Genomic DNA, 25,090 nt, shown 5'->3' with positions numbered 1-25,090 from the left:
CCAGGTCCGAGGAGGATCCGACGGGGTCCCGCGGCAGATGGTTCGCCGGCCAGGCGATGCCACGAGAGGGCACACACCCCCGACCGCGTCGCCTTCGGTGCGCGGTCAGTGCTCGCGCGGCGCGGGCACCACGCGCTCCACCTCGGGATGCACGGTGAGCAGTTGGCGCATGGCGGCTTCGGCGGCGGCACCATCGGCTGCGGCAAGGGCGTCGACGATCCGGGCGTGGTGCCCCAGAGAAGCCTCGTTCGGCCGGTCGCAGCCGGTGACGGGGTTTCCGGAGACCTGGAGCGCGGCCGACACAATCCCGGAGAGGTGCTCCAGCATCCGGTTCCCCGCGAGCTGGATGAGCAGCGCGTGGAACTCCGCGTCGGCGCGCGAGAAGGTGAGCGAATCACCCTGTGCCATGGCGTGGCCCATGATCTCGACCATGTCGCCGAGCCGCTGCTGGACATCCTCGCGACCGTGCCCGGCGGCGAGCCGCGCGGCGAGCGGCTCGATCGTCCAGCGCAGCTCGCTCAGCTCACGCCGCTGATCGTCACGCTGCGGGCCGAAGGCACGCCATTCGATGATGTCCGGGTCGAGGAGGTTCCAGTCGCTGACGGGACGCACCCGCGTACCGACGTTGGGGCGGGCGCTGACCAGCCCCTTCGCCTCCAGGACGCGGAGCGATTCACGAACGACGGTCCGGGAGACCTCGAACCGCTGTCCGATCTCCTCGGGAACGAGCGGGCGGTCCGCGCCGAGGTCGCCGGAGACGATCATCTGGCCGAGCTGCTGGACGAGTTGACCGTGCAGCCCGCGCCCACGGCTGCCCGCGGCACGCCGGCCCACGCGGCCGAGCTCGGGGTCCGCGCCCTCCCACGCGGGGGGACCCACACGGCCGGCGCCAGGAGCCTCGGCATAGGGGTAACGGTTGAGTTCGCCCGGGCCGGTCAGGCCGGAGTCTGCGGAGCGGGCGGCGGTCATCATGGTCTGCGCAAGGGTACTCACGGATCCTTTGTCGGCGCTGTCTCCAACTCCCTTGAGGTCTTTGGTGAAAAGCACACGAAAGGGTGATCGCTCACCCCGTCGCAATTGACGCCTTATCGGAAAGAAATGGGCGTTATCCGGGGAGTTGTGCGCACCACGGAACCGGAAGGGCGCCGGCGGTCGTCATCGGACCCTGCTTCGCAGGGTCGTGAGCAGATATGCGCAGAGCAGAGCGGTCAGCGACAACATCAGCGCGCCGCCCACGGGTTGGGCTACCGTCCGCACCCCGGCCGCCAGATACCGCTCTCCACCGAACGGCCACTGCATCAGCACCAGCTCACGCATCCTCCCGGAGAACCCGGCCGCGGTCCGCACAGACGGCCCCTCCAAGACCTTTTGTACGAGCGGTACGACGACGATCGGCACGGCGAGTACCGCCGCGAGCCCGGCGGTCGTGGACCGGAAGATTCCCGCGGCCAGCACGCCCGCCCAGGCACAGCCCACCACCAGCCCGAGCCAACTCGCACCCAGGGGCAGCCAGTCGGCGGGAACTCCGGTGAGCTCCCGTCCGTAGACGAGATAGAGCACTTCGAGGTCGCATCCCACGGTGAGAATGGCCAGCATCAGCGCGGTGACCGAGGCGACGAGGAGTTTGGCGGTGAGCAGTCCCAGGCGGCGGGGGACGGTACCGCGGTCCGCGGCCAGGGCGGGGTGGCGGAACTCGTCGCCGAAGGCGATCGCGCCGAGCAGCCCCGCACCGAGCGCGGCGGGCGGCAGCGGGAGTTCCTGCGGCCACGCGGCCAGCAGGCGCGGCTGGGGCGTGTGACCGACTCTGGCGAGCAGTACGGACAGCAGGGCCGAGACGGCAAGCACGGCCACGGCGGTGAGGTAACCCGTGCCCACGCCCGCGGCGCGGCGCAGTTCGTAGCGCAGAGGGCGCAGCGGGCTCGGTGCCTGACGGACGGCGATGGGCGGCGGGAGAGGTGAGTGTGTGTCCAGGACCGGCTTCTCGGCCGCGCGCGGGGCGTCGCCCTCTTGCGCACCCCCCTCCGCGGGCGGCTGGGCGGCAGGCCCCATGTCGCCGATCTCGTCCGCGAGTTGGTGTACGAGGATGCCGTGCCGGAAGGCGGTCTCGCCGACCTCGGCACACGTGCTGCCGTACACGGAGAGCCGGTTGCCGTCCTCGCGCACGATCTCGACGGAACGCCGCGCGGTGCGGGCCTCCTTTGTCAGCAGGGCACCGAGCCGGGCGGCGTAGGGGCTGCGGACGGCGACTCGAGGGCGCAGCCGAGTGCGGGAGAAGTCCGCGACTTCCTGATCGGCGACAAGGCGGCCCCCTTCCAGCGTGACGACCCGGTCGGCGGTGTGCGCGGCCTCCTTGAGGTCGTCCGTGGTGAACAGCACCGTGCCGCCCTGGGCCGCGTGCGCGCGCAGAATCCCGTGCAGCCAACGGCCTTCGCGGGCGGAGAGACCGTCGGCCGGATCGTCCAGGAGGAGGGTGTGCGGGTCGGACAACAGTGCGCATGCCAGACCGAGGCGGCGGTCCATGCCACGCGACAGCGTGCCCAGCCGCTCGTCGCGCAGGCTGACGAGCCCGACCACTTCGAGGACTTCGTCCGCGCGCCGTACGGGCACGCCGGCGGCGGCGCACAGCATGCGGAGCTGTCCGCGGACGGTCCGCGCCGGATGGCCGGGCACCTCGCCCAGCAGTACCCCGACTTCGCGCGAGGGATGCGCGATCCGGTGCAGTGGGCGGCCTCTGAAGTAGGTGATTCCGCGGCCTTGTTGGAGTTCGAGCATGAGCTTCAGCGCCGTCGTCTTGCCCGCGCCCGGGGCTCCGACGATCGCTGTGACGCGACCCCCGCGCGCCTCGAAGGTCACGTCGTCGAGGGCGGGCGGAAGCTCCTTGCGGGGGTTGCTGGTCAGTCCGATGGCCTGGATCACCCAAAGCAAGATAGCGCTATATGTCCGGTTTTTCGGGCAACTTGGGCCTCGCCTCGGACAAGGCTCAAGTTGCCCACGGACACACTCCGGCCCCCGAGCCCGGACCTGTGTTCCGGGCTCTTCGTCAGACCTCGGGGCGCAGCATGGGCGGATTGAGCAGCGTGGCACCGCCCGCGTGGAAAAGCTGGGCCGGGCGACCGCCCTGGCGTGTGGTCGTACCGCCCGTGGGCACCAGGAAGCCCGGTGTCCCCGTCACCTTGCGGTGGAAGTTGCGCGGGTCGAGCGCCACACCCCACACAGCCTCGTACACCCGGCGCAGCTCGCCGACGGTGAACTCGGTCGGGCAGAAGGCGGTGGCCAGCGAGGAGTACTCGATCTTGGACCGGGCACGCTCCACACCGTCCGAGAGGATCTGCGCGTGGTCGAAGGCGAGGGGCGCCGCCTGCTCGCCGTCACGGCCATAACCACCCTGTTGCAGCAGCTCCTCGACGGGCGCCCAGCGCGCGCTGTTGGCATCGCCGCCGGCCCGGGGTGCGGGCAGATCGGGTGCCAGGGCGAGATGGGCGACGCTGACCACCCGCATCCGCGGGTCGCGCTTGGGGTCGCCGTACGTCGCGAGCTGCTCCAGGTGTGCGCCGTTGTCCTGCGCGGGAACGGAGGGGTCGTGAGCTCGCAGCCCGGTCTCCTCGACCAGCTCGCGCGCCGCCGCCTGCCCCAGATCCTCATCCGTCCGCACGAAGCCGCCCGGGAGTGCCCACCGCCCCTGGAACGGCTGCTCGCCCCTCCGCACCGCCAGCGCGCACAGAGCGTGGCGGCGCACGGTCAGCACCACCAGGTCCACGGTCACGGCAAAGGGCGGAAAGGCCGATGGGTCGTAGGGCATGCCGCGATCATAGTCGTCTGCCTGACGATAAACACGCCCTTCGGTCGCTTCCACGGCTGATCCACTTCCCTCCGGTACGGGTCTCGACGGCCGTTGCCGATCACCATCCAGTACGGATCTCCGCGCCATGGCCGATCGCCTTCGGTACGGGTCTCCCCGCCGTGACCGACCACCTCCGCCACCGGTCTCCTCGCCGTGACCGACCACCTCCGCCACCGGTCTCCCCGCCGTGACCGACCACCCACCGCCACCGGTCTCCCCGCCGTGACCGACCACCCACCGCCACCGGTCTCCCCGCCGTGACCGACCACCCTCCGAAGGCTTGTCGCGCAAGGTCACACTCCCAACTGCAGCCCCTCGGCCGCTTCCTCGACCATGGCCAGGCCGAGCCGGCTGACGCGTACGGCGAAGGGGGCGCCCGCGATGCGCAGTCCCGTGAGTCCGATCTCGCCCAGCGGAGCGCTGCGGACCGGGCGCAGGGTCACCGTGCCGGCCGGGGCGTCGGGGCGGATCCCCGCGAGCGAGGTGAGGAGCAGCACTCCAGCGGCAGCGGCCGTGGCCGCCGGTCTGCAGGCCGCGGGATGAGGCAGCGGTGCGCTGCCCTGCGCGCGCTGCTCCCCCGCGTACATCTCGGGCAGCCGGTGGCCGAAGGCCTCAGCGGCCGCCAGCACCCCCCGCAAGAGGGAACTCGCCTCCTTCTCGTAGCCGGCGGCTGCCAGCCCCGCGACGGCGACCGCGCTCTCCTGAACCCGCACCGCACCCGCGCGATGCCCGAACGGGTTGTACGCCGCCTCCTTCACCCCGAGGCTGCGCAGCCCCCACCCGGAGTCCATGGCGGGGCCTCCGAGCAACCGCGCAAGCTGCTCGGTCTGCACCTTGTCGAGCAGTCCGGGTGCCGTCGCGCCGGAGCCGAGCAGACCGGTGTCAAGGAGATGGGCGGCACCCGCGGCGAGGTGCGGCACGAGGCGACCGTCCGGGGCGCGGGCGGCCGCCGGTCTGCCGCCGCCCCGGTCTTCGACCCAGAAGTCCTCGCGGAACGCGGTCCGTAGTGCCTGGGCCCACTGCCGCAGTCCCGCACCACCCGGCCGGCCATGGGCGTCGAGCAGATCGGCCCCCAGCAGTGCGGCCCGATGGGCGTGCGCCTGGGTCTCGGAGCGAAGCGGCCCTCCGGGGTAGGAATCGGGGAGGTAGGGGCCGTCGCCGACGGTCACCCGAAGCCAGTCGAGGCATCGCTCGGCCACGGGTAGAAGATCCTCGGTCTCCGCTGCCGCGAGCCCCCAGCGCCGGGCCTCCGCGAGGAGCACGGGGAACAGCAGAGTCGCCTCGGTGGCCGTGCAACCCGGTGGCAGGTGCGGGCCCGCGTCCCTGCGCGGTCCAGGAATCAGGCCGGACCGCGAGCCCGCGAGCTGGGTACGCGCGAGTGTCCGCAGCGTGCCCAGGGCAAGTCGGGTGCCCAGCGGCAACGTCATCCGCGCTGCGGCAAGCGCCTCGGCCGGGGCCAGGCCGCACCTCCAGGGAGCCCCGGCCGCTAGGTGCGCGTCCGTCGGGTGCCCGGGGTCGCGCAACAGCAGAGCCCGGAGATCCTCGACGCAGGTGTGCAGGAGCGCCTGGGCTCTTGGGTCGTCGCCCGCTGCCTGAGCCTGTGCGATCGGACTTGCCGCGCTGCCGCGACCCACCGTCCTGTTGGCGCCCGCGCCGTCCGGCCGCACACGCAACTCCACGCTCCGACTGCCGCCGGGAGCCAACTCGAACTCCCAGCGCAGCAGTCCGGCAGAGGCCAGCGCGTCGACGGGCGGAGGATAGGCGGTGACGGCCGAGTGCCCCGTGGCGCAGGACCAGCGCAGGCCTGAGTCGTGAACGCTGGCGGGCAGTTCGGGCCCGGCTCTGCCCGCGGCGACCGAGCTCAGTTCCGCGAGATCCGTGCCGAGAGCGACCTCGACAGGCAGCCGCAGCGTACGAGAGGCCGCGCTCCGCAGGGTGATCCGCTCTGTGCCGTCCGCGTGCCGTGTCCGCTCGACGACAACGTCCGGATCCGGGCCTCCGTCGGCGGACGCGCGCAGCGTCCCCACGAAGCGGGCGCGGTCGGCCGTGAGCATTCGGGCCTGAACCGCGAGCGGTTCGCGTCCCGCGACACGCACCTGGCAACGGGAGAGCATCCGCCGTCCCGCGCGATAGAAGCCCTCCAGTCCCTGGCCGGTCAACTGCCCCTGATCCGTGGAGATCGCCAGTCCTGGCAGGGCGACACAGATCAGGGCCGTGTGGGCAGGTGGCAGGTCCACGGTCCGGGGCGGCAAGGCTGCCGAGGCCTGCGGAGCCGCCGGGCCGCCCGCCCCCGCGAAGGAGGGCCGGGCGCTGTCCCTTGCGGCGCGCGGGTTCGAAGGGCCGCTTCGGCTCATGAGGGGCTGCCCGGTCATGCGAAGAGGCGGGCGATCGCCGTCGAGGGGCGAGGGCGGAGTGGGCAGGGACATGGGGCGGTTTCCTCCGCGCTCGGCGCGCCTTGGCGCGCTCGGCGCCGGGTGGGGGGCTCCGGAGGGGCGGGGACGTCGCGGCGGCGCGGCCCGGCCACGGTTCCGCCACTCAGGTGAACGGGGCGGCCCCGCCCGGGGTCACGCCCTCGACGGGGGAAGCCGACCGAATGGCGGTGGGGAGCCGGGCGGGAGGCGACCCGACACGGGGGCGCGCCGTGAGCGTGCTCGGCACGGTTGGCGGCGTTGGCACGACTGGCACGGCTGGCACGGCTGGCACGGCTGGCACGGCTGGCGGGGCTAGCGGGTCTGGCAGGGGTAGCAGGGCCAGGCTGGGTGGCGGCGCAGTGGCCGTGGTTCACCCGGTCCACCTGGGTCACGCGGTCCACCCGATCCACAAAGTCCACCCGGTCCACCCGGTCCACGCAGTCCACCCGGTCTACCCGGTCGGCACTCTCGCCCACAGCTGCGCGTCCGTTCGCGTCTGCGTGACAGAGGTGCCGTGCGCCGTCGGTTCGATGGAAGCCGGCGCTCACGTGTCCTCCTCCGCGCCGCGCCGACCGCAGTCACGGCGGGCCCGTGAGCGGTCGGTCCCGCCCTCGGCGGCACGCCCTGGTCCATCTCCTGCCGGCGAGACACCGTCGATGGGCCGACGCCTTCGGGCACTCCCCGCTGCCGGGGCACGTCGGCTCTGACGTGTTTCGCTGTTCGCCGCCGAGCGCGCTCGGCGGCGACGCCGGCCGACGGTCCCCAAAGACTGAGCCATGACTCCGACCGATCCTGAGCCGACCGATTCGGATTTGACCGATTCGGAGCCGACTGAATCGGAGACGCCCGACTCAGCGCCGACCGATTCCGACTCGGCCGAGGGCGCCATCACGTCGGGTGACTGCGCCCGGGCCACAGGGCTGGACGGCCTCGAGTCCAGCACCGCTTCAGCTACCCCGAACGGCGCCGAGAGATCCCTCGGCTCCTCCGTGTCCACCGCGACACGGCCGGTGCGCTCCGCACGCAGACAGCGGCGGACCGATTCCGGATCCAGTCCCTCATTGCACGCCTGGTGCAGAAGGCGGGCGAAGAGATAGTCGGGATCGACGCCGAGCGCCATGGCCAGGGCCTCCCGCGCCTCCAGCTCGTCACCGGTCGACCAGGAGACCCATCCGGCGAGCGTGAGGGGTGCGGCGGCATGCTCGTGATAGGAGCCGACGCAACGGCGTGCCAACGCTCGCCACAGCCGCAGGGCTGGGCCGGCCTCGTCGCCCTCCATCCACTCCGCGGCGCGGTCCCGGGTCGTGCGGTCCTGAAGACCGAGGATCAGGGTGGCCGCCTCCGCATGCTCCAGCAGACCGTCGTCGCGCAGGTCCGCCGGACGCGTGCCGGACACCGCTGGAGCGTCGGCGAACCGAAGCATGACCTGCTGGGCGAGTGCGAGGGTCTGCTGGGCAACAGCGGCGCGGCTCTCGTCGTCCAGAATCCTGGGAACGAGAGCCGAGTTCGCCCTGTCGAGTGCGACTTCCTGCTCCACGAACTCGGTCTCCCACGGAAGGAGCCTGGCCGTCAGTTCCCGCAGGCTGCCGCGCACCTGGAGTCCCGCGTAGGTCGCGGCGGCGGCGAGAACCGACGTACCGGGCAGGCCCATTGACTGGCCCTCAGGCGAACAGCACCCCTGGCCCGGGCAGCAGTACGACCAGAAACGACCGTCGGAGATGCAGAGGGCCTCCACCACCGGCACATCGAGGCGGCCGCAGGCTGTACGCAGCAACTGCGCCAGCGAGCGCAGCCGTTCCATGACCTCCTGCCCCGACTCGCCGCGCGCCGGTTCCTGGCAGAGGTAGGCGACGATGCTCTCCGGCGGGGCGCCCCTCCGTACGCTTCCCTTCACCAGCCCCTGGGCCAGTTGTTCGGCCACCGACGGCCAGTCGTCCGCGTTGGCGGGGATACCGAGCCGCGCTCGCCCGCCGAAACGGCCGCGCCGCTCGCCGTCGTGCAGGGCGACCAGCACGATGCTGTCCTCGGGCCGATACCCGAGCAAGTAGGGCAAGGCGTCGGCCAGTTCCGCCGGCGTCCGCAAGGTCACCTGGTGCTCCTCGGCCGGGCCGCTGGGTGCGTTGCGTCCCGCACCCTGCCCGGAGAGTCCCGACTCGTGCCCGCGAGCTCCACGCTGTGCGTCCTGCCCGAAGGGGCCGTGCCCCGCCCACAGTCCGGTCCCGCGATGGCCCACGCGACTGTCGGCGCCGTCAAGCCCCACCTGCCCGGTGAGCTCGCCTCGCTCCTCTCCCTCCCCCGGCTCATCCCTTCCGGCGTACGCGGAGCGCTCATCGGCCCCTTCGCTGGGCCCGATGCCGAACCTGTTGCTGTCGGATGCTTCGCCGGACCAGCCGGCCGCTTCGTTGTGATTCGTCATGCCGAGACCATCCCGCGGATTTCAAAATTCCGCTTTGCCCTGTGGACAACTATGACCATGACCACGACAGGAGTTGTCCACAGCCCATCGCTCTCGCACGAGTCATGTCCGACCCATCGGATTACATGGAGCCATGAACGCGGAGCCGTGCGAATACCGCACACCGATTGGATCGGGTGGACTGAATGGACCGACTGGATGGAAGTGGCGACACACTGGAATCCGCGCCGGAACGGAATCGACTGAGCCGATCGCCTCAACAACCCACACTCCCGCTAATTCGGCGAGAACACCGGCCGCGGCCGAGTCACCTCGGTCAGGCAGCTCCGGATCGCCCCGGAAAAACCGGGCGGCCTCGAACAACCGTTTCAACCCCTCCGCATTCCACGTTCATCTCGGCGACAACTCACGTCGGCTGCAACTCCCCTTGAGTGACAGCGACTGCCGGCTTCCGCCTCCCCGCCACTATCGGCGGAGAAAGTAACGGACCGTCACCAGCTAGTGGATGCACCCGCTGCCACCAGGGCTTGGGAGGCGAAGGGCAGAGAAGGTCGGCGACGTACAGACGGCGTACATACTCCGTCCAGTGATGCCCTTGCAGAATGGCAACGCCCGCCGTCCATGCGGAAATTCAGCCCGACCGATGACACAAGGAAGGGCAGCGTCAAAAGGGGGAGCGGAGTCGGATCGTACTCTTTCGGTTCCGCCCCCGTGGAACAACCTCCCGCACCGCAGGGACGGCAGGTAAGGGTTTCGTTCGCAGCTTGACACGAGACAGGGGAAGGGAGTTCGAGGCCCGTGAAAGGGAGCTTCCCGACCCGCTGCCGGAAATCGTTGGGTGCGAGGCCCGTCCTCCGTCGTCGTTGCGGATGACGGTGCAGAGACTTTCGTGACGGAAATCCGATTCGTTCAGTGAATCCAAGGGGGAAGACATGGCAGAAGTCGGCGGCTCCAAGGGTCTGACTGTATCCAGTGATTCGTTTCTGTCCACCGTGGACAGAATTCGCGCATTGCTCGATTCCGCACCTGAGAAGGTCGATTCCGACCTGTCGGGCGGCGAGAGGACCCGCGTCCTGGGCGAGGTGGCCGACATCAACGCCGCTGCGGCCGCGGGCGACAGCGGCGCTTTGTACGCACAGCAGTTTCTGCTCGACCGTATCTACCAGCTGTACACGAAGATCCCTCAGCAGCAGAACGCCGAAGGATCCGTCGTCGTGTACGAGATATCCCGTCTCCTCGAGACAGCCACCGCGGCCGCCCAGGACCAGTTGATCGAGCCGGGACTGCTCGAAGAAGCGCCCACGGAGCCGCGGGAATACCTGTCCTGGCTCAAGAAGACCGCCCGCGAGCACCGGGTGTACAAGCACCCGTACTACCACGAGTTCATCCGCAACACGGCCACCGAAAGCGACCTGCGGAACTACGTGATGCAGGAGTCGGTCGTGGACGGCCGCTTCGACGACCTGCTCGCCATGATGCAGGTGGGTACCGCCGGCGCGGCCAAGATGGAGATCGCCGCCAACTTCTGGGACGAGATGGGCAACGGCGATCACGCCGAGGTCCACACCCATCTCTTCAACAAGATCTTCGAGGTCTTCGAGATCTCGGAGGAGGAGCTCGGTCGCTCGCTCACCGGCACCTCGCTGCTCAACGGCAACCTCGCGGTCATGCTGTGCCGCCACCGCTCGCTGTACTCGGAGGCCGTCGGCTTCCTGGGGATGACCGAGTGGATGGCACCGGACAGGTTCGTCCAGGTCGTGCACGCCTGGGAGCGCCTGGGTCTGCCGGAGGTCGGGATCACCTATCACCGGCTGCACATCACCATCGACTCGCAGCACGCCCAGGGCTGGTTCCACAACGTGGTGCTGCCCGCTGCCGAATCCGCGTACATGCGCCGTGCCATCGCCCGCGGCATCCTGTGGCGGCTCAACTCCTCTGCCGCCTACCTGGACGAGCGCATGCCGACCCTCGCCGTCTGAAGTCCCACGACGCCACCCATCCTGGAGGAGAGTGACCATGCCACTCGGCAGCGAAGGCTTCACCATCATCGAACTGTCGGACGTTTCGCCCGACATCGTGCCCAGCTACGACGACTGCCCGGTCGACGAGTACATGGGCAACGGCACCCGGTTCAAGCGGTTCTCGCAGTACCGCATCACCCCTCAGGGCAGCGACGACTGGTCGTTCGACCGTCTCCCGCACCGCAACTACACGACGTACAAGAAGTTCAACTCGGTCGGTGGCGGCATTCGTCGGGTCTACGAGCCGATCAAGGTGGACTTCACACCGCTGATCGAGGCAGGCATCCGCGAACTCGGCCTCGACAGGTCCGAGGACTGGCAGATCAACGTCCACCAGAACAGGACCCGTGCGGACGGCGGCAAGCCGGGCCCCCTCACCCCCGAGGGGGTGCACCACGACGGGCACGAGTTCGTGATGATCGCGATTCTCAACAAGGTGAACGTCGCGGGCGGCACCACGCGTCTGTGGAACCCCGGGGCCGACGCGCCCTTCTGGAGCGGCACGCTCGAACCGGGACAGGCGGTCCTGCTGGACGACCAGGCGCTGGCCCATGACGTCACCGACGTGCTCTCCGCCGACGGCGGCCCCGGTCACCGGGACATCGTCATCGTCGCGTTCTCGCGGTGGGCCGAGAAGTGGTACGGCGAGGAGCACGACTCCGCCGCTCTCGCCGAGCAGTGAACCGGGGTGCCGCCCCGAGGTGAGGCACGAAGCCTCGGGGCGGCACCGCGCCCAGCAGCCCCTGGAGATCAGCTGTGATCGACTTCTTCAAATATCAGGCAGCAGGCAACGACTACTTGGTGATCGACCCCCGTTACACCAACTTCCGCGTGACCCCTGAAGCGATCCGGCTGGTCTGCGACCGGCACCGCGGCATAGGGGCGGACGGTGTCCTCTACGGGCCGCTGGAAACGCCCCGTGCCGGTGTGCCGGTCTCCCTCGACCTGTACAACTCCGACGGCTCCGACTGCAGGAGGAGCGGCAACGGGCTGAGGATGTTCGCGCTCCATCTCGCCGAGCAGGAGCGCGACACCTGGTCCGACGGAAGGGAGTTCACCCTCCGTACGGCCGCCGGAGACTGCCCGGTGCGGGTGGTCGACGCGGACGAGGGGCGCGTGGAGGTCGGTATGGGGCAGCCCAGCTTCGAGGCCGCCGATCTGCCTCTGCTCGACGAGCACGGGGCGCCGTACAGCGGCCGTGCGGTGGGCGTACCGCTGTCCGTGGACGGCGACGAACTCGTCGTCACCTGTGTGTACAACGGCAATCCGCACACCGTGGTGCTGGTGGACGAGCCGACTGCGGAGCTGGCCCGTCGGCTCGGCCCGAGGATCGCCCGGCACATCCGGTTCCCGGACGCCACCAATGTGCAGTTCGTGCGCATGGCGAACCGGGCCGTGATGGAGCTGGAGGTTTTCGAGCGCGGCGCCGGATATGTGACGGCGTCCGGGGCGAGCGCCTGTGCCGCGGTGTCCGCGGCCCGCGAACTCGGGCTGTGTGACGGCAAGGTCGAGGTCAGGATGCCCGGTGGCAGCGTGGAGATCACCGTCGCCGACGACGGACATGTCACCATGACCGGCGACGCCGAGCAGGTGGCCGCCGGATCCTTCGCACCCGCTCTGCGCGCACGGCTGGACCGGATGGCGTCAACAGGGAGCCGACGGTGACCACTTCCTCGCAGCAGTCGCGCGACTATCCGATCCAGCGGTGGGTTTTCGAGGACGCCGTGGGGCGCTTCGACATAGACCTGGGCGACAGCAACATGGTCCCCGGACGGCTCGACGCCCTCAAGGTGCCGCCCGGACTGGAGCTGGACTACGGACACGACCGGGGCCTCGGCGCCCTCCGCGAAGCGGTCGCCGGCCTCTACGGCGGGGCGGCCGACTCGATCCTCATCACCCAAGGCGCCCAGCAGGCGCTCTACCTGGTCTACACGGCGCTGCTGACACCCGGATCCCGGGTGATCGCCTTCCGGCCCGGCTGGCAGCAGTCCTGGGATGTGCCTCCCGAGCTGGGCTGCCGTGTCGAACTCGTCGGGTTCCGCCCCGACCTCAGCTTCGATGTCGAGGCCGCCGAGGCGGTGGCCGGGCCGGATGTGCGGCTGATCGTCGCCAACAGCCCGTGCAATCCCACCGGTCGGCGCATGACGGAGGAGGACCTGCGCGGCCTGCTGGCCCTCGCGGAGCGCACGGGGGCCCATCTTCTGCTCGACGAGGAGTACGCGCTCGACCTCTCGCGGTCCCCCGCCCTGGGCAGCGATCGGGTGATCTCCGTGTCCAGTCTGTCCAAGGTGTACGGCTTCCCCGGACTGCGGGTCGGCTGGCTCTACGGTCCGCCGGACGTCGTGGAGAGCTGCGCCCGGCGCAAGTTCCTGTCCACCATCTCCAACTCGGTGCTGTGCGAGACCCTGGCCCTCGACGTCCTGGCCAACCGGGAGCACCATCTGCGCGCGTACCACGACCTCACCCGCCAAGGGCTGGACCTGGTCCGGGACTTCGCCCGGCGCAACGCGGACGCGGTGACCCTCGTGGAGCCCGAGGACACCCCGTTCGCCTGGCTCTGGCTCAACACCGGGGAGGAGCCGCTGGCGATGTGCCGCAGAGCGCTGGACCTGGGCGTGCTGCTCATGCCCGGCGAGACACTCGGCGCGACCGACGGCTTCCGTATCTGCTTCGCACGCTCGCCCGAGGCCGTCGCCGAGGGGCTGCGCCGCGTGGAGCGTGTGCTCAGGCCCGCCTCTCCCACGGCCGGCTCCGCCGAGGCCCGCTGAACCCCGGCGCTACCCCAAACCCCCAGGCCTGCTGACCCCGGCGCTGCCCCCAAACCCCGGGGGCTCTCAGCCCAGGCCCGCTGACCCCGGCGCTACCCCAAACCCCTGGGGCTCCGCCCAGGCCCGCTGACCCCGGCGCCGCTGCCAAGTCCCCAGATCGCAGGTCCCGGATCCCGGATCCCAGGTCCCGGATCCCGGATCCCAGATCCCAGATCCCAGATCCCAGATCCCAGATCCCGGTTCACCCTCCGTGCTCCTCCCTTCCCTGCCTGCTGTCGCCCCCGCTCTCCGGGGCTCGCTTCCTGCCGCCCCGGTGCGCCGAGCCCGGGCTCCCCGGCCCCTGGGAAATCACCGTGAACACCCGAATGGAGTCCTGAGACGATGAGCTTGCACACCGCCGACGCGCGCATCCAACTGTCATTCGGGCAGGAACAGTTGTGGTTCCTGTCCCAGATGAGTCCCGGTGAGACCACGTACAACGTTCCCGTGGCCTACCGGCTGCGCGGCCCGCTCGACCCGCTTGCCCTGGAAGGCGCGCTCAACCTGCTGGTGAAGCGCCACGAACAGCTGCGGGTGACCTTCCACGCGCAGGACGGCGTCCCCTACCAGGTCGTCTCGCCCGCGGAGGACCGGCCACTGGCGGTCCGGGACCTCTCCGGGCTGGCCCCCGACGACGCCGAGAGCGCGCTGCGCGAGGCGCTGCAGACCGAGGCGGACACCCCGTTCGACCTGGCCGCGGGGCCGATCTCCCGGTTCCAGCTGTTCCGGCTGGCCCCCGAGGAGCACGTGCTCAGCCTGAGCTTCCACCACATCGTCACCGACGGCTGGTCCGGGGGTGTGATCAGCCGCGAACTCTCCCAGGCCTACGGGGCCCTGGCCGCGGGCACCACTCCGTCCCTGCCGGAACTGTCCATCGGCTACGACGACCACATCAAGCGGCAGCGCAAGCAGCGGGCCGACGGCGTCTGGGAGGAGGAGCTGAAGTTCTGGGAGGAGCGGCTGGCCGGCCTCGACGCGCTCGAACTGCCCGCCGACCGGCTCCGCCCGACGGAGCCCACGCAGAACGGCGAGACCTTCGTGGTCGACTTCCCGGCCGAACTGCTGGTAAAGGCCCGCGCCCTGGCCCACGAACAGGGCGCGTCCCTCTACATGGTGGTCGCCGCGGCGCTGAACGTCGTACTGAGCCGCTACAGCGGGCAGGACGACATCGCCCTCGGCGTGCCCATGCTCGGCCGCACCGACCCGGAACTCGAAGACGTCGTCGGCCTGTTCATCAACATGACCGTGCTCCGTTGCGACCTGTCCGGCGGTGTCACCTTCGCCGAGCTGCTCGAACGGGTCGCCGACGCGAACCTCGACATGTACGACAACCAGGACGTGCCGTTCGACCATGTCGTGGACCGGGTGCAGACGACCAGGGACGCGGGACGCAACCCGTTGTTCCAGATCGCCTGCCAGCTGCTGGGCGAGGCGAGCACCAGCGACACGCTGGAGCTGGCCGGTCTGACGTCCGAGTCGATCACGGTGGCCGGCTCCCGCTCCCGTTTCGACCTCTCGTTCAGCTTTGTGGAGGGCACCGAACGGCTGCGTCTGATCGTCGAGTTCGCGACCGACCTCTACGACCGCTGGCGCGTCGAGGCCCTGATCGGGCACTTCCGTACGGTGCTGGCCGCCGCGGCGGACGCCCCGGACACCCCGGTCTCGGCGCTGCCGCTGCTGTCCGAGGAAGAGCGGCGCGAGCTGCTCGAGGTGGGGCGCGGCGCCGACTTCGACTACCCGACGGAGCCGGTGCACGCGACCATCGCGCGGATCGCCGAGGAGAACCCGGAGCTGGTCGCGGCGGTCTGCCGTGGCGTGGAGCTGACGTACGGCGAACTGATGCGCCAGGCGGGCAAGCTCGCCCGGTACATCCGCTCCCGCGGAGTGCGGCGCGAGGAGGTCGTGGCCATCGCGATGGACCGCGATCTGGACGCCCTGGTGGCGATCCTGGGTGTCATGGTGTCCGGTGCCGCCTACACGATCATCGACCCCTCGCACCCCAACGCCCGTCTGGACCACATGCTGCGGGACACCAAGGCCCCGCTGGTCATCACCCGGTCGGCCTCGGTGGGCGACCTGCCGGACTCGTGCGGCTGGGAGAGCATCCGGATCGACGCCGACTGGGAGCTCATCGAGGCGCAGCCGGACGACGAACCGCTGGAGGAGTGGGCGCACCCGACCTCCCTGGTCTACGTCCTCTACACCTCCGGGTCGACCGGGCGCCCCAAGGGCGTGATGATCGAGCAGCGCGGTCTGCGCATGTTCATCGAGGCGTACCGGCGCACCTTCGGCGAGTGGACCACCGAGGACCGGCTCCTGCAACTGCCCGCGCTGACCTTCGACATGTCCGAGGGCGAGATCTTCGCCGGACTGATCAGCGGTTCGGCGCTGGTCCTTGTGGCGCCGGAGGACGCCTCGTCCCCCGAGTCGCTGGGCGCCCTGATCCGTGACCAGCGGGTGACCTACGCCGGACTGTCTCCCGCGATCCTCTCCGTGGTCGACGCGGGACCGTACCCGGACCTGAAATACATCATGGGCGGCGCCGAGGCGCTGCCGGCCGAGCTGGTCAACAAGTGGAATCTGCCGGGTCGCAAGTTCGTGAACCTCTACGGACCCACCGAGGCGTCGGTAGCCACCACCGAGTACCTGTGCGAGCACAAGGAATGGCAGTCGTCGCCGCCCATCGGCAGGCCCGAGTTCAGCCGTCTGCACTACGTGGTGGACAAGGAGTTCAACCTCGTGCCGGTGGGCGTCCCGGGCGAGTTGCTGATCGGCGGCGACGAGGGCCTGGCCCGTGGTTACCTCAACCTGCCGGAGCTGACGGAGGAGAAGTTCGTCCCCGACCCGTTCCTGGGTGAGGGCCGGGTCTACCGCACCGGGGACCTGGTGCGCTGGAACCGCGATCTGCAGATCGACTTCATCGGGCGGCTCGACAACCAGGTGAAGCTGCGGGGGCTGCGGATCGAGCTCGGTGAGATCGAGTCAGGGCTGCTGACGCACCCGAAGGTCCGGCTGGCCGTGGTCCTGCTGCGCGAGGACTACGGGGAGAAGCAGCTCGTCGCGTACTACACGGTGCTGGGCGACAGTTCGCCGACCGTGGCCGAACTCCGTGAGCACCTGGGCCGCACGATGCCCGAGTACATGGTGCCGACGGGCTGGGTGGAGCTGGCGGAGTTCCCGCTGACGGCGGCGCGCAAGATCGACCGCGCCAAACTCCCTGCTCCGGTGGCCGGTTCGGGCGACGGGACGGCGAGCTTCGTCGCCCCGGTGACCGCGACCGAGGAGAAGGTGGCCGAGGTGTTCGGTGCCGTACTGTCCGCGCCGCAAATCAGTGGCGACGGCAACTTCTTCGAGCTGGGGGGCAACTCACTGCAGGCGATGCGCGTCGTGAGCCGGCTCAACAAGCACTTCGCCGTCAAGGTCAACGTCCGCCTCCTGTACGGCGGTGCCACGGTTGCCACGGTCGCCACGGCCATCGACGCGCTGACGGCGTCCAAGGAGGCGACGGGTAGCCGTGCTTGAGACCTCACGGGTGTCACTCCCGTCCCAGGACCTCCGACCGATCGGCTCCCGCTTCGGGTCCGCCGTCGACACCGACTCCGCGCAGACTCTGCTCCTGCACCAGGGAGCAACGCTGCTGAGCCGGACCGATCCCGAACTCGCCCTGGTCCTCGACCGTGAAGTGGGCGAGCAGGCCGGCACCCTGGCCATGGTGGCGTCCGCCAGCGTCGCGAACCCGGCTGTCCTGGCGGCCGGGGGAGCCGCCCTGTCGAACGTGACGGCCGAGGGTTATCCGGGGGCCCGCTACCACCCCGGTGCGGCCCGGTTCGACGCGGTGGAACGCCTGGCCGTGGAACGGGCCAAGGATGCCTTCGGCGCCCGCTACGCCAATGTGCAGCCGCATTCCTGCTCCTCGGCCAACCAGGCCGTACTGGCCGCGCTGCTGCCCCCGGGCGGTGTGCTGCTCGCCCTCGACCTGGACTCCGGCGGCCATCTCACCCATGGATCCACCGCCTCGGTGACCGGGCGTCACTACCGGGCCGTCCACTACGGCCTCGACGAACAGGGGTTCATCGACTACGAGCAGGTGGCCGAGCTGGCCCTGGCCCACCGTCCCAAGGTGCTCATCGCGGGAGCCAGCGCCTATCCGCGGACCCTGGACTTCGCGCGTTTCCGCGCGATCGCGGACTCGGTCGGGGCCTATCTGGTGGCCGACATCTCGCACATCGCCGGTCTGGTCGCCGCGGGGGAACACCCCAGCCCCATCGACCTGGCCCACATCACGACCACCAGTACGTACAAGCAGCTGGGCGGGCCGCGCGGAGGGCTGATCCTCATCGGCCAGGAGCACCGGACTCCCGGCCCGGACAGTCGCCGTACCCCGCTCGAACGGCTGATGCAACGCGCGGTCTTCCCCCAGTCCCAGGGGACGCCGAGCCCGGCGTCGATCGCCGCCAAGGCACATGCGCTCAAGCTGGTTGCGGAACCGGCGTTCAAGGCGACCATGCGGCTCGTCGTCGACAACGCGGCGGCGCTCGCCGAGGATCTGGCCGGACTCGGTTACCGGGTCCTGGCCGGAGGCACCGACAATCACATGGTGCTACTGGACATCCTCGACCGCGGCATCACGGGTGTGGTCGCCGAACGCGCCCTGGAGGACTGCGGAATCCTCACGAACCGGAACCGCATCCCCAAGGACACCAAGGCCCCTCTCGTCGCCAGCGGTCTGCGGCTGGGCACGAACGTGCTGTCGCAACGGGGCATGGGGCCCGCCGAGATGCGGGTCTGCGCCGGTCTGCTGGACGAGGTGCTCAGGGCAACCACGGTGCTCGGCGACGCCGAGTACCGCACGGATCCCGTGGTGCGCGACCGGGTCGCGGCCGAGGTCGCCGCCCTGTGCCGCACCCACCCACTGCCCTTCGGCGCCGGAGCCGACACCGCCGAGGTCTCCGACCGCGACCGAGGAGCGAGGTCTTGAGCCGGAACACAGCCCCCAGGACATCCCCCGTGCCGGCACCGCCCGCGCTGTTGCCGGCCGACCGGCCACGACTGCCCGGAGCCACGCCGGAACGTACCGGCACCGCCCAGGTGCCGCTCGGCCCCTCGGCGGGAACCGCCACGGAGGAGATGCTCCTGGCCGGCTTCACCGCGCTGCTCCACCGTTGGACCGGACAGTCCGCATTCGGCTTCGCCGTGCGGACGCCCGGGTCGGGCGCGGCCCGCCTGAACCGGACCGTCACCGGGACGGCGACCCTGGCCGAGCTGGCCCGCGACACGGGTGGCGGGCCGGAGCCGGTCGCGGAGCCGGCGCAGCCGGACGAGTTCGAGCTGGTGCTGCACACGCCGGGCGACGACGGCGTTCCCACTGCCGAGCTGCGCTACGCCCCCGAGCTCTTCGACCTGGCCACCATCCAGCGTCTCCTCGTCGGCTACCGCACTCTGCTGGAGGACGGGCTCGCCGATCCGGACCGGCCGGTGTCGGGGCTGCGGCTGCTCCCGCGGGACGAGCTGCGCCGGATGCTCGTCGAATGGAACGACACGGCGGCGGATCTTCCGCACGACGTGTGCCTGCACACCGCGTTCGAGAACCGCGCCGCCGAGTCACCCGACGCCGTCGCCCTGGTAGGCGGCGGCAGGACATGGACGTATCGCGAGGTCAACGAGGCGGCGAACCGTCTCGCTCATCATCTGCGCGACCTGGGCATCGGTCCCGACCGGCGGGTCGGCATCTGCCTGGAGCGGTCCGCCGAGTTGCTGGTCGCTGTCCTGGGCGTGCTCAAGGCGGGCGGTGCCTATGTGCCGCTCGACCCCGACTACCCCCAGCAGCGCCTCACCACGATGGTGACCGGTACTTCCTGCACGGTGGTGGTCAGCCGGACCGGTCCGGCAGCGAGCCTCTCGTTGCCGGACACCGGTACGGACACTCCCGTGGTCCTCCTCGATCAGGTCGAGGAGCTCCTCGCCGAGCGCCCGCACCACAATCCCCCGGGCGGCGCCACCCCCGAGGATCTCGCGTACGTCATCCACACCTCGGGGTCCACCGGCGCCCCGAAGCCGATCGCCCTGCGCCATCGCGGGGTGATGAACAACATCGCGGATCTCAACTCCCGCTTCGGCGTGGGCGCCGACGACCGGGTCCTCGCGCTGTCGTCGCCCAGCTTCGACATGTCCGTGTACGAGTTCCTCGGGCTGACGGCCGCGGGTGGCACCGTGATCCTGCCGGAGCCGGGGCGGGCCAAGGACCCTGAGCACTGGGCCGAACTCCTCGCCGCCCACCGGGTCACCGTCTGGAACTCGGCTCCCGCTCTCCTCGATCTGGTCGTCGACCACCTCGACAGTACGGGTGCGCAGCCTCTCGGCGACCTTCGCCTTGCCCTGCTCGGCGGGGACTGGATCCCCGTGTCGCTGCCCGACCGGGCACGGGCGATCGCTCCCGCCCTGCGCTTCATCGCCCTCGGTGGGGCCACCGAGTCGTCCATCCACTCCACGCTCTACGAGGTGACGAAGACCGACGACCGCTGGACGAGCATCCCGTACGGGCGCCCCATGGCCAACCAGCGCACGTACATCCTCGACGAAGCTCTCCAGCCCGTGCCGCCGGGCGTCCCCGGCGAACTCCATCTGGCGGGAATCGGGCTCGCCCGGGGCTATCTCGGCCGGCCGGAGCAGACGGCGGAGCGCTTCTTCGAGTGGTCGTTCGGCGAGGTGTCGGGCGAGCGGCTCTACCGGACCGGCGATGTGGCCCGCTACGGGCCCGACGGTCTCATCGAGTTGCTGGGCAGGGCGGACTTCCAGGTCAAACTGCACGGCCTGCGGATCGAACTCGGCGAGATCGAAGCCGTGTTGCGCGCCCACGACACCGTCCGGGAGGCGGTCGTCACCGCACACCCCGACGGGGCGGGCGACCGGCGGCTGGTCGCCTATGTCGTCGCCGAGGCCGGCCGGACGGTACAGCCAGGGACGGTCGGCGAGCACGCGGCCCGCTCCCTGCCCCGTTTCATGGTGCCGAGCACGCTGCTCGTCCTGGACGAACTGCCCCTGACGCCCAACGGCAAGGTCGACCGCAGGGCCCTGCCGGCGCCGCCCGAAGACATCGGCGGGCCCCCGGAGAGCCTGGCCGCGCCGGCGACGGCGACCGAGCGGACCGTGGCCGAGATCTTCGCGGCCGTGCTCGGCGTGCCCAGGATCGGCACGGACGGCGACTTCTTCGCGGTCGGCGGCAACTCCTTGCAGGCCATGCGTGCGGTGACCCGGCTCAACAAGCACTTCGGGATCAGGGTGAACGTCCGTCTCCTGTACGGCGGGAGCAGCGTCAGCGGTATCGCCTCCGTCATAGACGAGCGGCTCGCACAGCTCGCACCCACTTCGAACGGAGCGTCGGCACAGTGATCGAACCCAGCGTCGACAGTCTCGTCCCCCTCCGGGAGGCAGGCGACCTGCTCCCGCTCCACTGCGTCCACCCGGTCTCGGGTTCGCCCTACTGCTATTCGGCGATGGCGCACCAACTCGACGCCGGGCACCCGGTGTTCGGATTCGAGGCACCTGGTTTCGACGGTGTCTCCGAGCCCGCCAAGTCGATCGACGAGCTGGCCCAACTGCACACGGCCTCGCTCAGGGCGGCCCGCCCCCACGGCCCCTACCAGCTGCTCGGCTGGTCGCTCGGCGGCGTCGTCGCCTACGAGATGGCACGGCTGCTGGTCGCCGCGGGCGAGGAGGTGCCGCTGCTCGTCATCGTCGACGCGGCGTTGCCCGGGACACAGTCGGTGCCGCCCGACGAGCAACTGGCCCGCTATTTCCTGTACGACTTCCTCGGCGTGACCCGTGACCGGGCACCCGAAGTCGACAGGGCTCTGGCAGGCATGCCGCCGGGCGCGGAACCGGCCGAGATCTTCGCCGCGGCGGAGCACCACGGCGCCGTACCCGAGGAGTTCGACGTGGAGTTCCTGCTGGAGCGCTATGCCCTCTTCCGTACGGGCGTTCTGGCCCTGCGACGGCATCGGCTGGATTCCGTCCACCAGGGGCCCGCTCTCCTGATCAAGGCCGCGGAATCGGAGGGAAGGCTGCTGGACTGGCGCCCCTATGTGAGCCGTCTCACCGAACACACCGCACCCGGTGACCACCACTCCGTGTGGCAGGGCCAGGGGCTGGGTGTCATCAGCGGCGTCGTCAACCAAGCCCTACGAGAGGCAAGTCCGGCATGACGGAGCACGGCACGCCCACCGCACCGGCCACCGCGGCCGAGACGGAGGACCCACCTCGGTCCCTCTGGCACAACAGGGACTTCATGGTGTTCTGGACCGGCGAGGGGCTCTCCCTCTACGGCACCCAGATCACCCTTCTCGCACTCCCCCTCACCGCGGTACTGGTCTTCGAGGTGGGGGCCGAGGAACTGGGCCTGTTGCGGTTCGCCCAGCTGGTTCCCTTCCTCGGGCTCGCCCTGCTCTTCGGCGTATGGGTGGACCGGGCCCGCAAGCGTCCGATCATGCTGGGCGCCAACCTGGCCCGCATGGTGCTGATCGGCCTGGTGCCCCTCCTCCACCACTTCGACCTGCTGACGCTCCCCCTCCTGTACGCCCTGGCGCTCGGTATCGGGGTGGCGTCGGTGCTCTTCGACGTGAGCTGGATGTCGTACGTCCCGGTGCTGGTGAAGGACAGGCGCAGCCTGCTGGAGGCCAACACCAAGCTCAACGCCACACTGTCGTCGGCGGACATAGCCGGGCCGGGGCTGGCGGGAACGCTGGTCAGCGCGTTCTCGGCGCCGTTCGCCATGACCGCCAACGCCTTCTCGTACGCCCTGTCGGTGCTGTCGCTGCTCCTCATCAGGAGGCCGGAGCCCGTCCCGGAGGCGCCCAAGGCCGAACGCCGGCTGCGCGCCGAACTGGCCGAGGGCCTGCGCTGGGTGTTCGGCAACCGGCTGCTGCGGGCGATGGGCCTGGTCGGCTGCAGCTGCAACTTCCTCCTGACCATGGTGCAGACGCTGTTCCTGCTGTACGCGGTGCGCGACAAGGAACTGTCCGCGGCCGCAGTCGGTTTCATCATGGGCGCGGCCGCCGTGGGCGGTCTGCTGGGCGCGCTGGTGTCCGGCATGGTGGTGCGCCGGCTGTCGGTGGGCACCGCCTACCGGGTGTCGGTCTCGATCATCTTCCTCGGCCCCTTGCTCATACCCGCCGCCGGCGGTCCCCGCTGGCTGCTCCTGGGCCTGTTCGTCGCCTCGTTCTTCCTGGAGTACTTCGGCAGCAGCGTCTCGAACGTCCTCATCGTGAGCCTGCGCCAGACCGTCACTCCGCAGCATCTGATGGGCCGGATGACGGCCGCGATGCGCATGCTGCTGTACGGCGGCGGTGCGCTGGGCGGACCCGTCGGCGGCCTGCTGGCCGCGCTCGCGGGCCTTCACGGTGCCCTGTGGATCGCGGGCCTGGTCTCCGCCGCGATGCTGGTCCCGATCATCCTGTCCCCCGTCGGCAGGCTGCGCAGCATGCCGACGGGGCCCGAGGACGGTGTCCTCACCTCGGTGTGAGATCCCTCGGCGGACTCGGAACAGGGCGGCACTACGCGAGTACGACCTCGCCGGCCACCTCCCTGTTCTCGTCCGCGATCCGCTCGCGCGGAGCGGCCAGGCTCGCCGAACCCAGCCGGGCCAGGGCCGCTCTCCTGTTCAGCATCGGCTCACGTTTTGCGCACTCGGCCGCGTAGATCCCCAGGAGGTCGTGGAAGCGGTACTGATGCCCGTGTGTCTCGAGGAGGTGGTTGGCGGCCAGCAGGTCGAGCAGCCGGCGGGCGGTGTCTGGGTCCGTGTCCGTCAGTGACGCCGCGACGGGAACCGTGATCGGGCCGTCCTTGGACAGCCCCAGGAAGCGGAACATCCGGGCCGCTTCGCCGGACAGTGCCTGGTAGGAGGTCTCGAACGCGTCGCGGACACTGGCCAGGCCGTCGTCCTCCATGGTGAGGCGGTCCAGCCGGCCGCTCTCCTCGGCGTACTGCTCCACCAGCGTTCCCAGTGGGACACCGGGGTTCGCGGTGAGCTCCTCCGCGGCGATGCGCAAGGCCAGCGGCAGTCCACCGCACAGTGCCGCCAGTCGCCGGGCTGCCTGCGGCTCTCCGGTGAGCCGTCCTGCGGACAGGTTGGTGAGCAGGTGTGCCGCCTCGGTGTCGGCCAGCGGTTTGACGGTGAACGTGCGAGCGCCGTCCCGTGCGGCCAGTCCGCCGAACCGCTGCCGGCTCGTGGCCACGACACACGATTCGCCGCGCGGTATCAAGGGCCTCAGCTGATCAACGCTCAGGGCGTCGTCCAGCACCACCAGCATCCGTTTGCCGTACAGCAGGCTGCGATAGAGCGTGGCACGGCCGGTCACGTCCCGCGGTATCCGCGCGGTGTCGGCCCCGATGCTGGTGAGCAGTTGCAGCAGTGCGTCCGAGGCACTCAGCGGCCGGCCGCGCAGCCCGTTGCCGCAGAGGTCCACATAAAGCTGGCCGTCCGGGAAGCGGTGCGCGAGCCGGTGCGCCAGTTCCAGGACGAGTGCCGACTTGCCGACGCCCGCGGCCCCGTCGACAACGATCACCGGGGTGCCGCGCTGTGCGAACTCGTCGTCCAGGAGGCCCTCCAGCTGCCTCAGCTCGCTGTCGCGCCCCGTGAACCCGCGTGCCATTGAGGGGAGTTGAGCGGGCTTGGGAACACCGGCGCCAAGTCCCTCCCGAGTCCTGCGGGACATACGTCCGCCGAGAGGCCGCAACTCCTGCTGTCCGGCGAGGATCCACCGGTGGAGGTCCTGCAGTTCGGCCCCCGGCTCGATGCCCAGTTCCCGGCGCAGCAGTTGCCGGGTCTCCGTGTACACCGAGAGGGCGTGTGCCTGACGGCCCGCGTGGTAGAGCGCGAGCATCAGCAGCCAGCGGAGCTTCTCGCGCAGCGGCTCCTCCGACACGGCGCGCGAGAGCGCGTCGACCGCCTCGGCGTACTGTCCGGCCTCCAGCATGACGGCGGCCCACTCCTCGACCGCGGTCAGCCTCATGTCCCGCAGCCGGACACCTTCCATGGCGGCGAAGGGCCCCGGCACTCCGGAGTACGCCTCGCCCCGCCACAGGGCCAGCGCGTCCTCGTACATCTGCAGTGTCGTTTCAGCGCTACCGCCCTCGCGTGACCTGCGCGCGTGACCGTGCCGCTCGACGAAGAGTGTGGCGTCCACCGATACCGGCTCCACGCGCAGGCAGTAGCCCCCGGGTTCCGAGGAGAGAACCGTACTGGCGCCCCTGCTGCCGCGCCCCGGCTCCAACGCGCGGCGCAGCCGGGCCACATAGGTGTGGACGCCGTTGGCCGCGGTCTGCGGAGCGTCGCCGCCCCAGAGGGCACTGGTGATGGTCTCCCCGCTCACCACTTCGCCCGCCCGGCTGGCGAGCAGACTGAGCACCGCACGCTGTTTGGGTGAGCCGAGCGCCACCTCCTCGTCCCGTCGCCAGGCTCTTATCGGTCCTAAGAGCTGGATGCGAAAAGGGTCCCCCGTGCCGTTCATGGTCCCGTTCCCCCTATGGGTCGTGTGCTGTTCACGTCCGTGCCTGATGTGGCCGTTCGGGCCACGGGCTGCACGAAGGCGACGAGTTGC

General features: G+C 70.4%; 15 protein-coding genes. 9 read left to right on the top strand and 6 right to left on the bottom strand.

Annotated features, from left to right (window positions below):
- Window positions 1-105 precede the first annotated feature (105 nt).
- From ACFVKT_RS38070 to ACFVKT_RS38050, 5 genes are all read right to left on the bottom strand, one after another.
- Window positions 106-993, bottom strand: a complete 888-nt coding sequence (locus ACFVKT_RS38070; RefSeq protein WP_385740835.1) for a FadR/GntR family transcriptional regulator — start codon at window positions 991-993, stop codon at window positions 106-108.
- A 162-nt stretch (window positions 994-1,155) separates the two neighbouring features.
- A complete protein-coding gene (locus ACFVKT_RS38065) occupies window positions 1,156-2,916 on the bottom strand; it encodes an ATP-binding cassette domain-containing protein (protein WP_385740832.1) in 1,761 nt (586 codons plus the stop codon).
- A 124-nt stretch (window positions 2,917-3,040) separates the two neighbouring features.
- The gene (locus ACFVKT_RS38060) at window positions 3,041-3,799 is read right to left on the bottom strand and encodes an NUDIX domain-containing protein (protein WP_385740829.1); all 759 of its coding nucleotides are present in this window, start codon (window positions 3,797-3,799) and stop codon (window positions 3,041-3,043) included.
- A gap of 335 nt (window positions 3,800-4,134) precedes the next feature.
- The gene (locus ACFVKT_RS38055; protein ID WP_385740826.1) at window positions 4,135-6,213 is read right to left on the bottom strand and encodes a glycogen debranching N-terminal domain-containing protein; all 2,079 of its coding nucleotides are present in this window, start codon (window positions 6,211-6,213) and stop codon (window positions 4,135-4,137) included.
- 583 nt (window positions 6,214-6,796) lie between these two features.
- The gene (locus tag ACFVKT_RS38050; protein ID WP_385740823.1) at window positions 6,797-8,668 is read right to left on the bottom strand and encodes a DUF4192 family protein; all 1,872 of its coding nucleotides are present in this window, start codon (window positions 8,666-8,668) and stop codon (window positions 6,797-6,799) included.
- A 1,010-nt stretch (window positions 8,669-9,678) separates the two neighbouring features.
- Between ACFVKT_RS38050 and ACFVKT_RS38045 the strand changes: the two genes are divergently transcribed.
- The 9 genes from ACFVKT_RS38045 to ACFVKT_RS38005 all read left to right on the top strand — a co-directional run bounded on the left by ACFVKT_RS38045 (window position 9,679) and on the right by ACFVKT_RS38005 (window position 23,013).
- Window positions 9,679-10,647, top strand: a complete 969-nt coding sequence (locus tag ACFVKT_RS38045; protein WP_385740820.1) for an iron-containing redox enzyme family protein — start codon at window positions 9,679-9,681, stop codon at window positions 10,645-10,647.
- A gap of 37 nt (window positions 10,648-10,684) precedes the next feature.
- Complete coding sequence (locus ACFVKT_RS38040) at window positions 10,685-11,371, top strand: 2OG-Fe dioxygenase family protein (protein WP_385740817.1); 687 nt, start codon at window positions 10,685-10,687, stop codon at window positions 11,369-11,371.
- A 74-nt stretch (window positions 11,372-11,445) separates the two neighbouring features.
- The gene (gene dapF, locus ACFVKT_RS38035; RefSeq protein ID WP_385740815.1) at window positions 11,446-12,354 is read left to right on the top strand and encodes a diaminopimelate epimerase; all 909 of its coding nucleotides are present in this window, start codon (window positions 11,446-11,448) and stop codon (window positions 12,352-12,354) included.
- Window positions 12,351-13,457, top strand: coding sequence for an aminotransferase class I/II-fold pyridoxal phosphate-dependent enzyme (locus ACFVKT_RS38030; protein ID WP_385740812.1), 1,107 nt, complete (start codon window positions 12,351-12,353; stop codon window positions 13,455-13,457). The genes dapF and ACFVKT_RS38030 overlap by 4 nt, the downstream gene beginning before the upstream one ends.
- Before the next feature lie 381 nt (window positions 13,458-13,838).
- The gene (locus ACFVKT_RS38025; protein WP_385740809.1) at window positions 13,839-17,018 is read left to right on the top strand and encodes an amino acid adenylation domain-containing protein; all 3,180 of its coding nucleotides are present in this window, start codon (window positions 13,839-13,841) and stop codon (window positions 17,016-17,018) included.
- Complete coding sequence (gene glyA, locus ACFVKT_RS38020; protein ID WP_385740806.1) at window positions 17,011-18,474, top strand: serine hydroxymethyltransferase; 1,464 nt, start codon at window positions 17,011-17,013, stop codon at window positions 18,472-18,474. The genes ACFVKT_RS38025 and glyA overlap by 8 nt, the downstream gene beginning before the upstream one ends.
- Window positions 18,475-18,503: 29 nt before the next feature.
- On the top strand, window positions 18,504-20,885 hold the full coding sequence (locus ACFVKT_RS38015; RefSeq protein WP_385740804.1) for an amino acid adenylation domain-containing protein: 2,382 nt from the start codon (window positions 18,504-18,506) through the stop codon (window positions 20,883-20,885).
- Window positions 20,882-21,697, top strand: coding sequence for an alpha/beta fold hydrolase (locus ACFVKT_RS38010; RefSeq protein WP_385740801.1), 816 nt, complete (start codon window positions 20,882-20,884; stop codon window positions 21,695-21,697). The genes ACFVKT_RS38015 and ACFVKT_RS38010 overlap by 4 nt, the downstream gene beginning before the upstream one ends.
- Window positions 21,694-23,013, top strand: a complete 1,320-nt coding sequence (locus ACFVKT_RS38005; RefSeq protein ID WP_385740798.1) for an MFS transporter — start codon at window positions 21,694-21,696, stop codon at window positions 23,011-23,013. Before ACFVKT_RS38010 ends, ACFVKT_RS38005 begins: the two co-directional genes overlap by 4 nt.
- A 31-nt stretch (window positions 23,014-23,044) precedes the next feature.
- Here the strand turns inward: ACFVKT_RS38005 and ACFVKT_RS38000 are convergent, their stop codons facing one another.
- Window positions 23,045-25,000: a BTAD domain-containing putative transcriptional regulator gene (locus ACFVKT_RS38000; RefSeq protein ID WP_385740795.1), complete on the bottom strand. Its 1,956-nt coding sequence runs from the start codon at window positions 24,998-25,000 to the stop codon at window positions 23,045-23,047.
- Window positions 25,001-25,090: the final 90 nt, after the last annotated feature.

This window comes from Streptomyces sp. NPDC127595, from assembly GCF_042671685.1.
Taxonomy (GTDB): Bacteria; Actinomycetota; Actinomycetes; order Streptomycetales; family Streptomycetaceae; genus Streptomyces.
The sequence above is the reverse complement of the archived record's forward strand: the minus strand, read 5'-3'. Positions and strand labels throughout refer to the sequence as shown.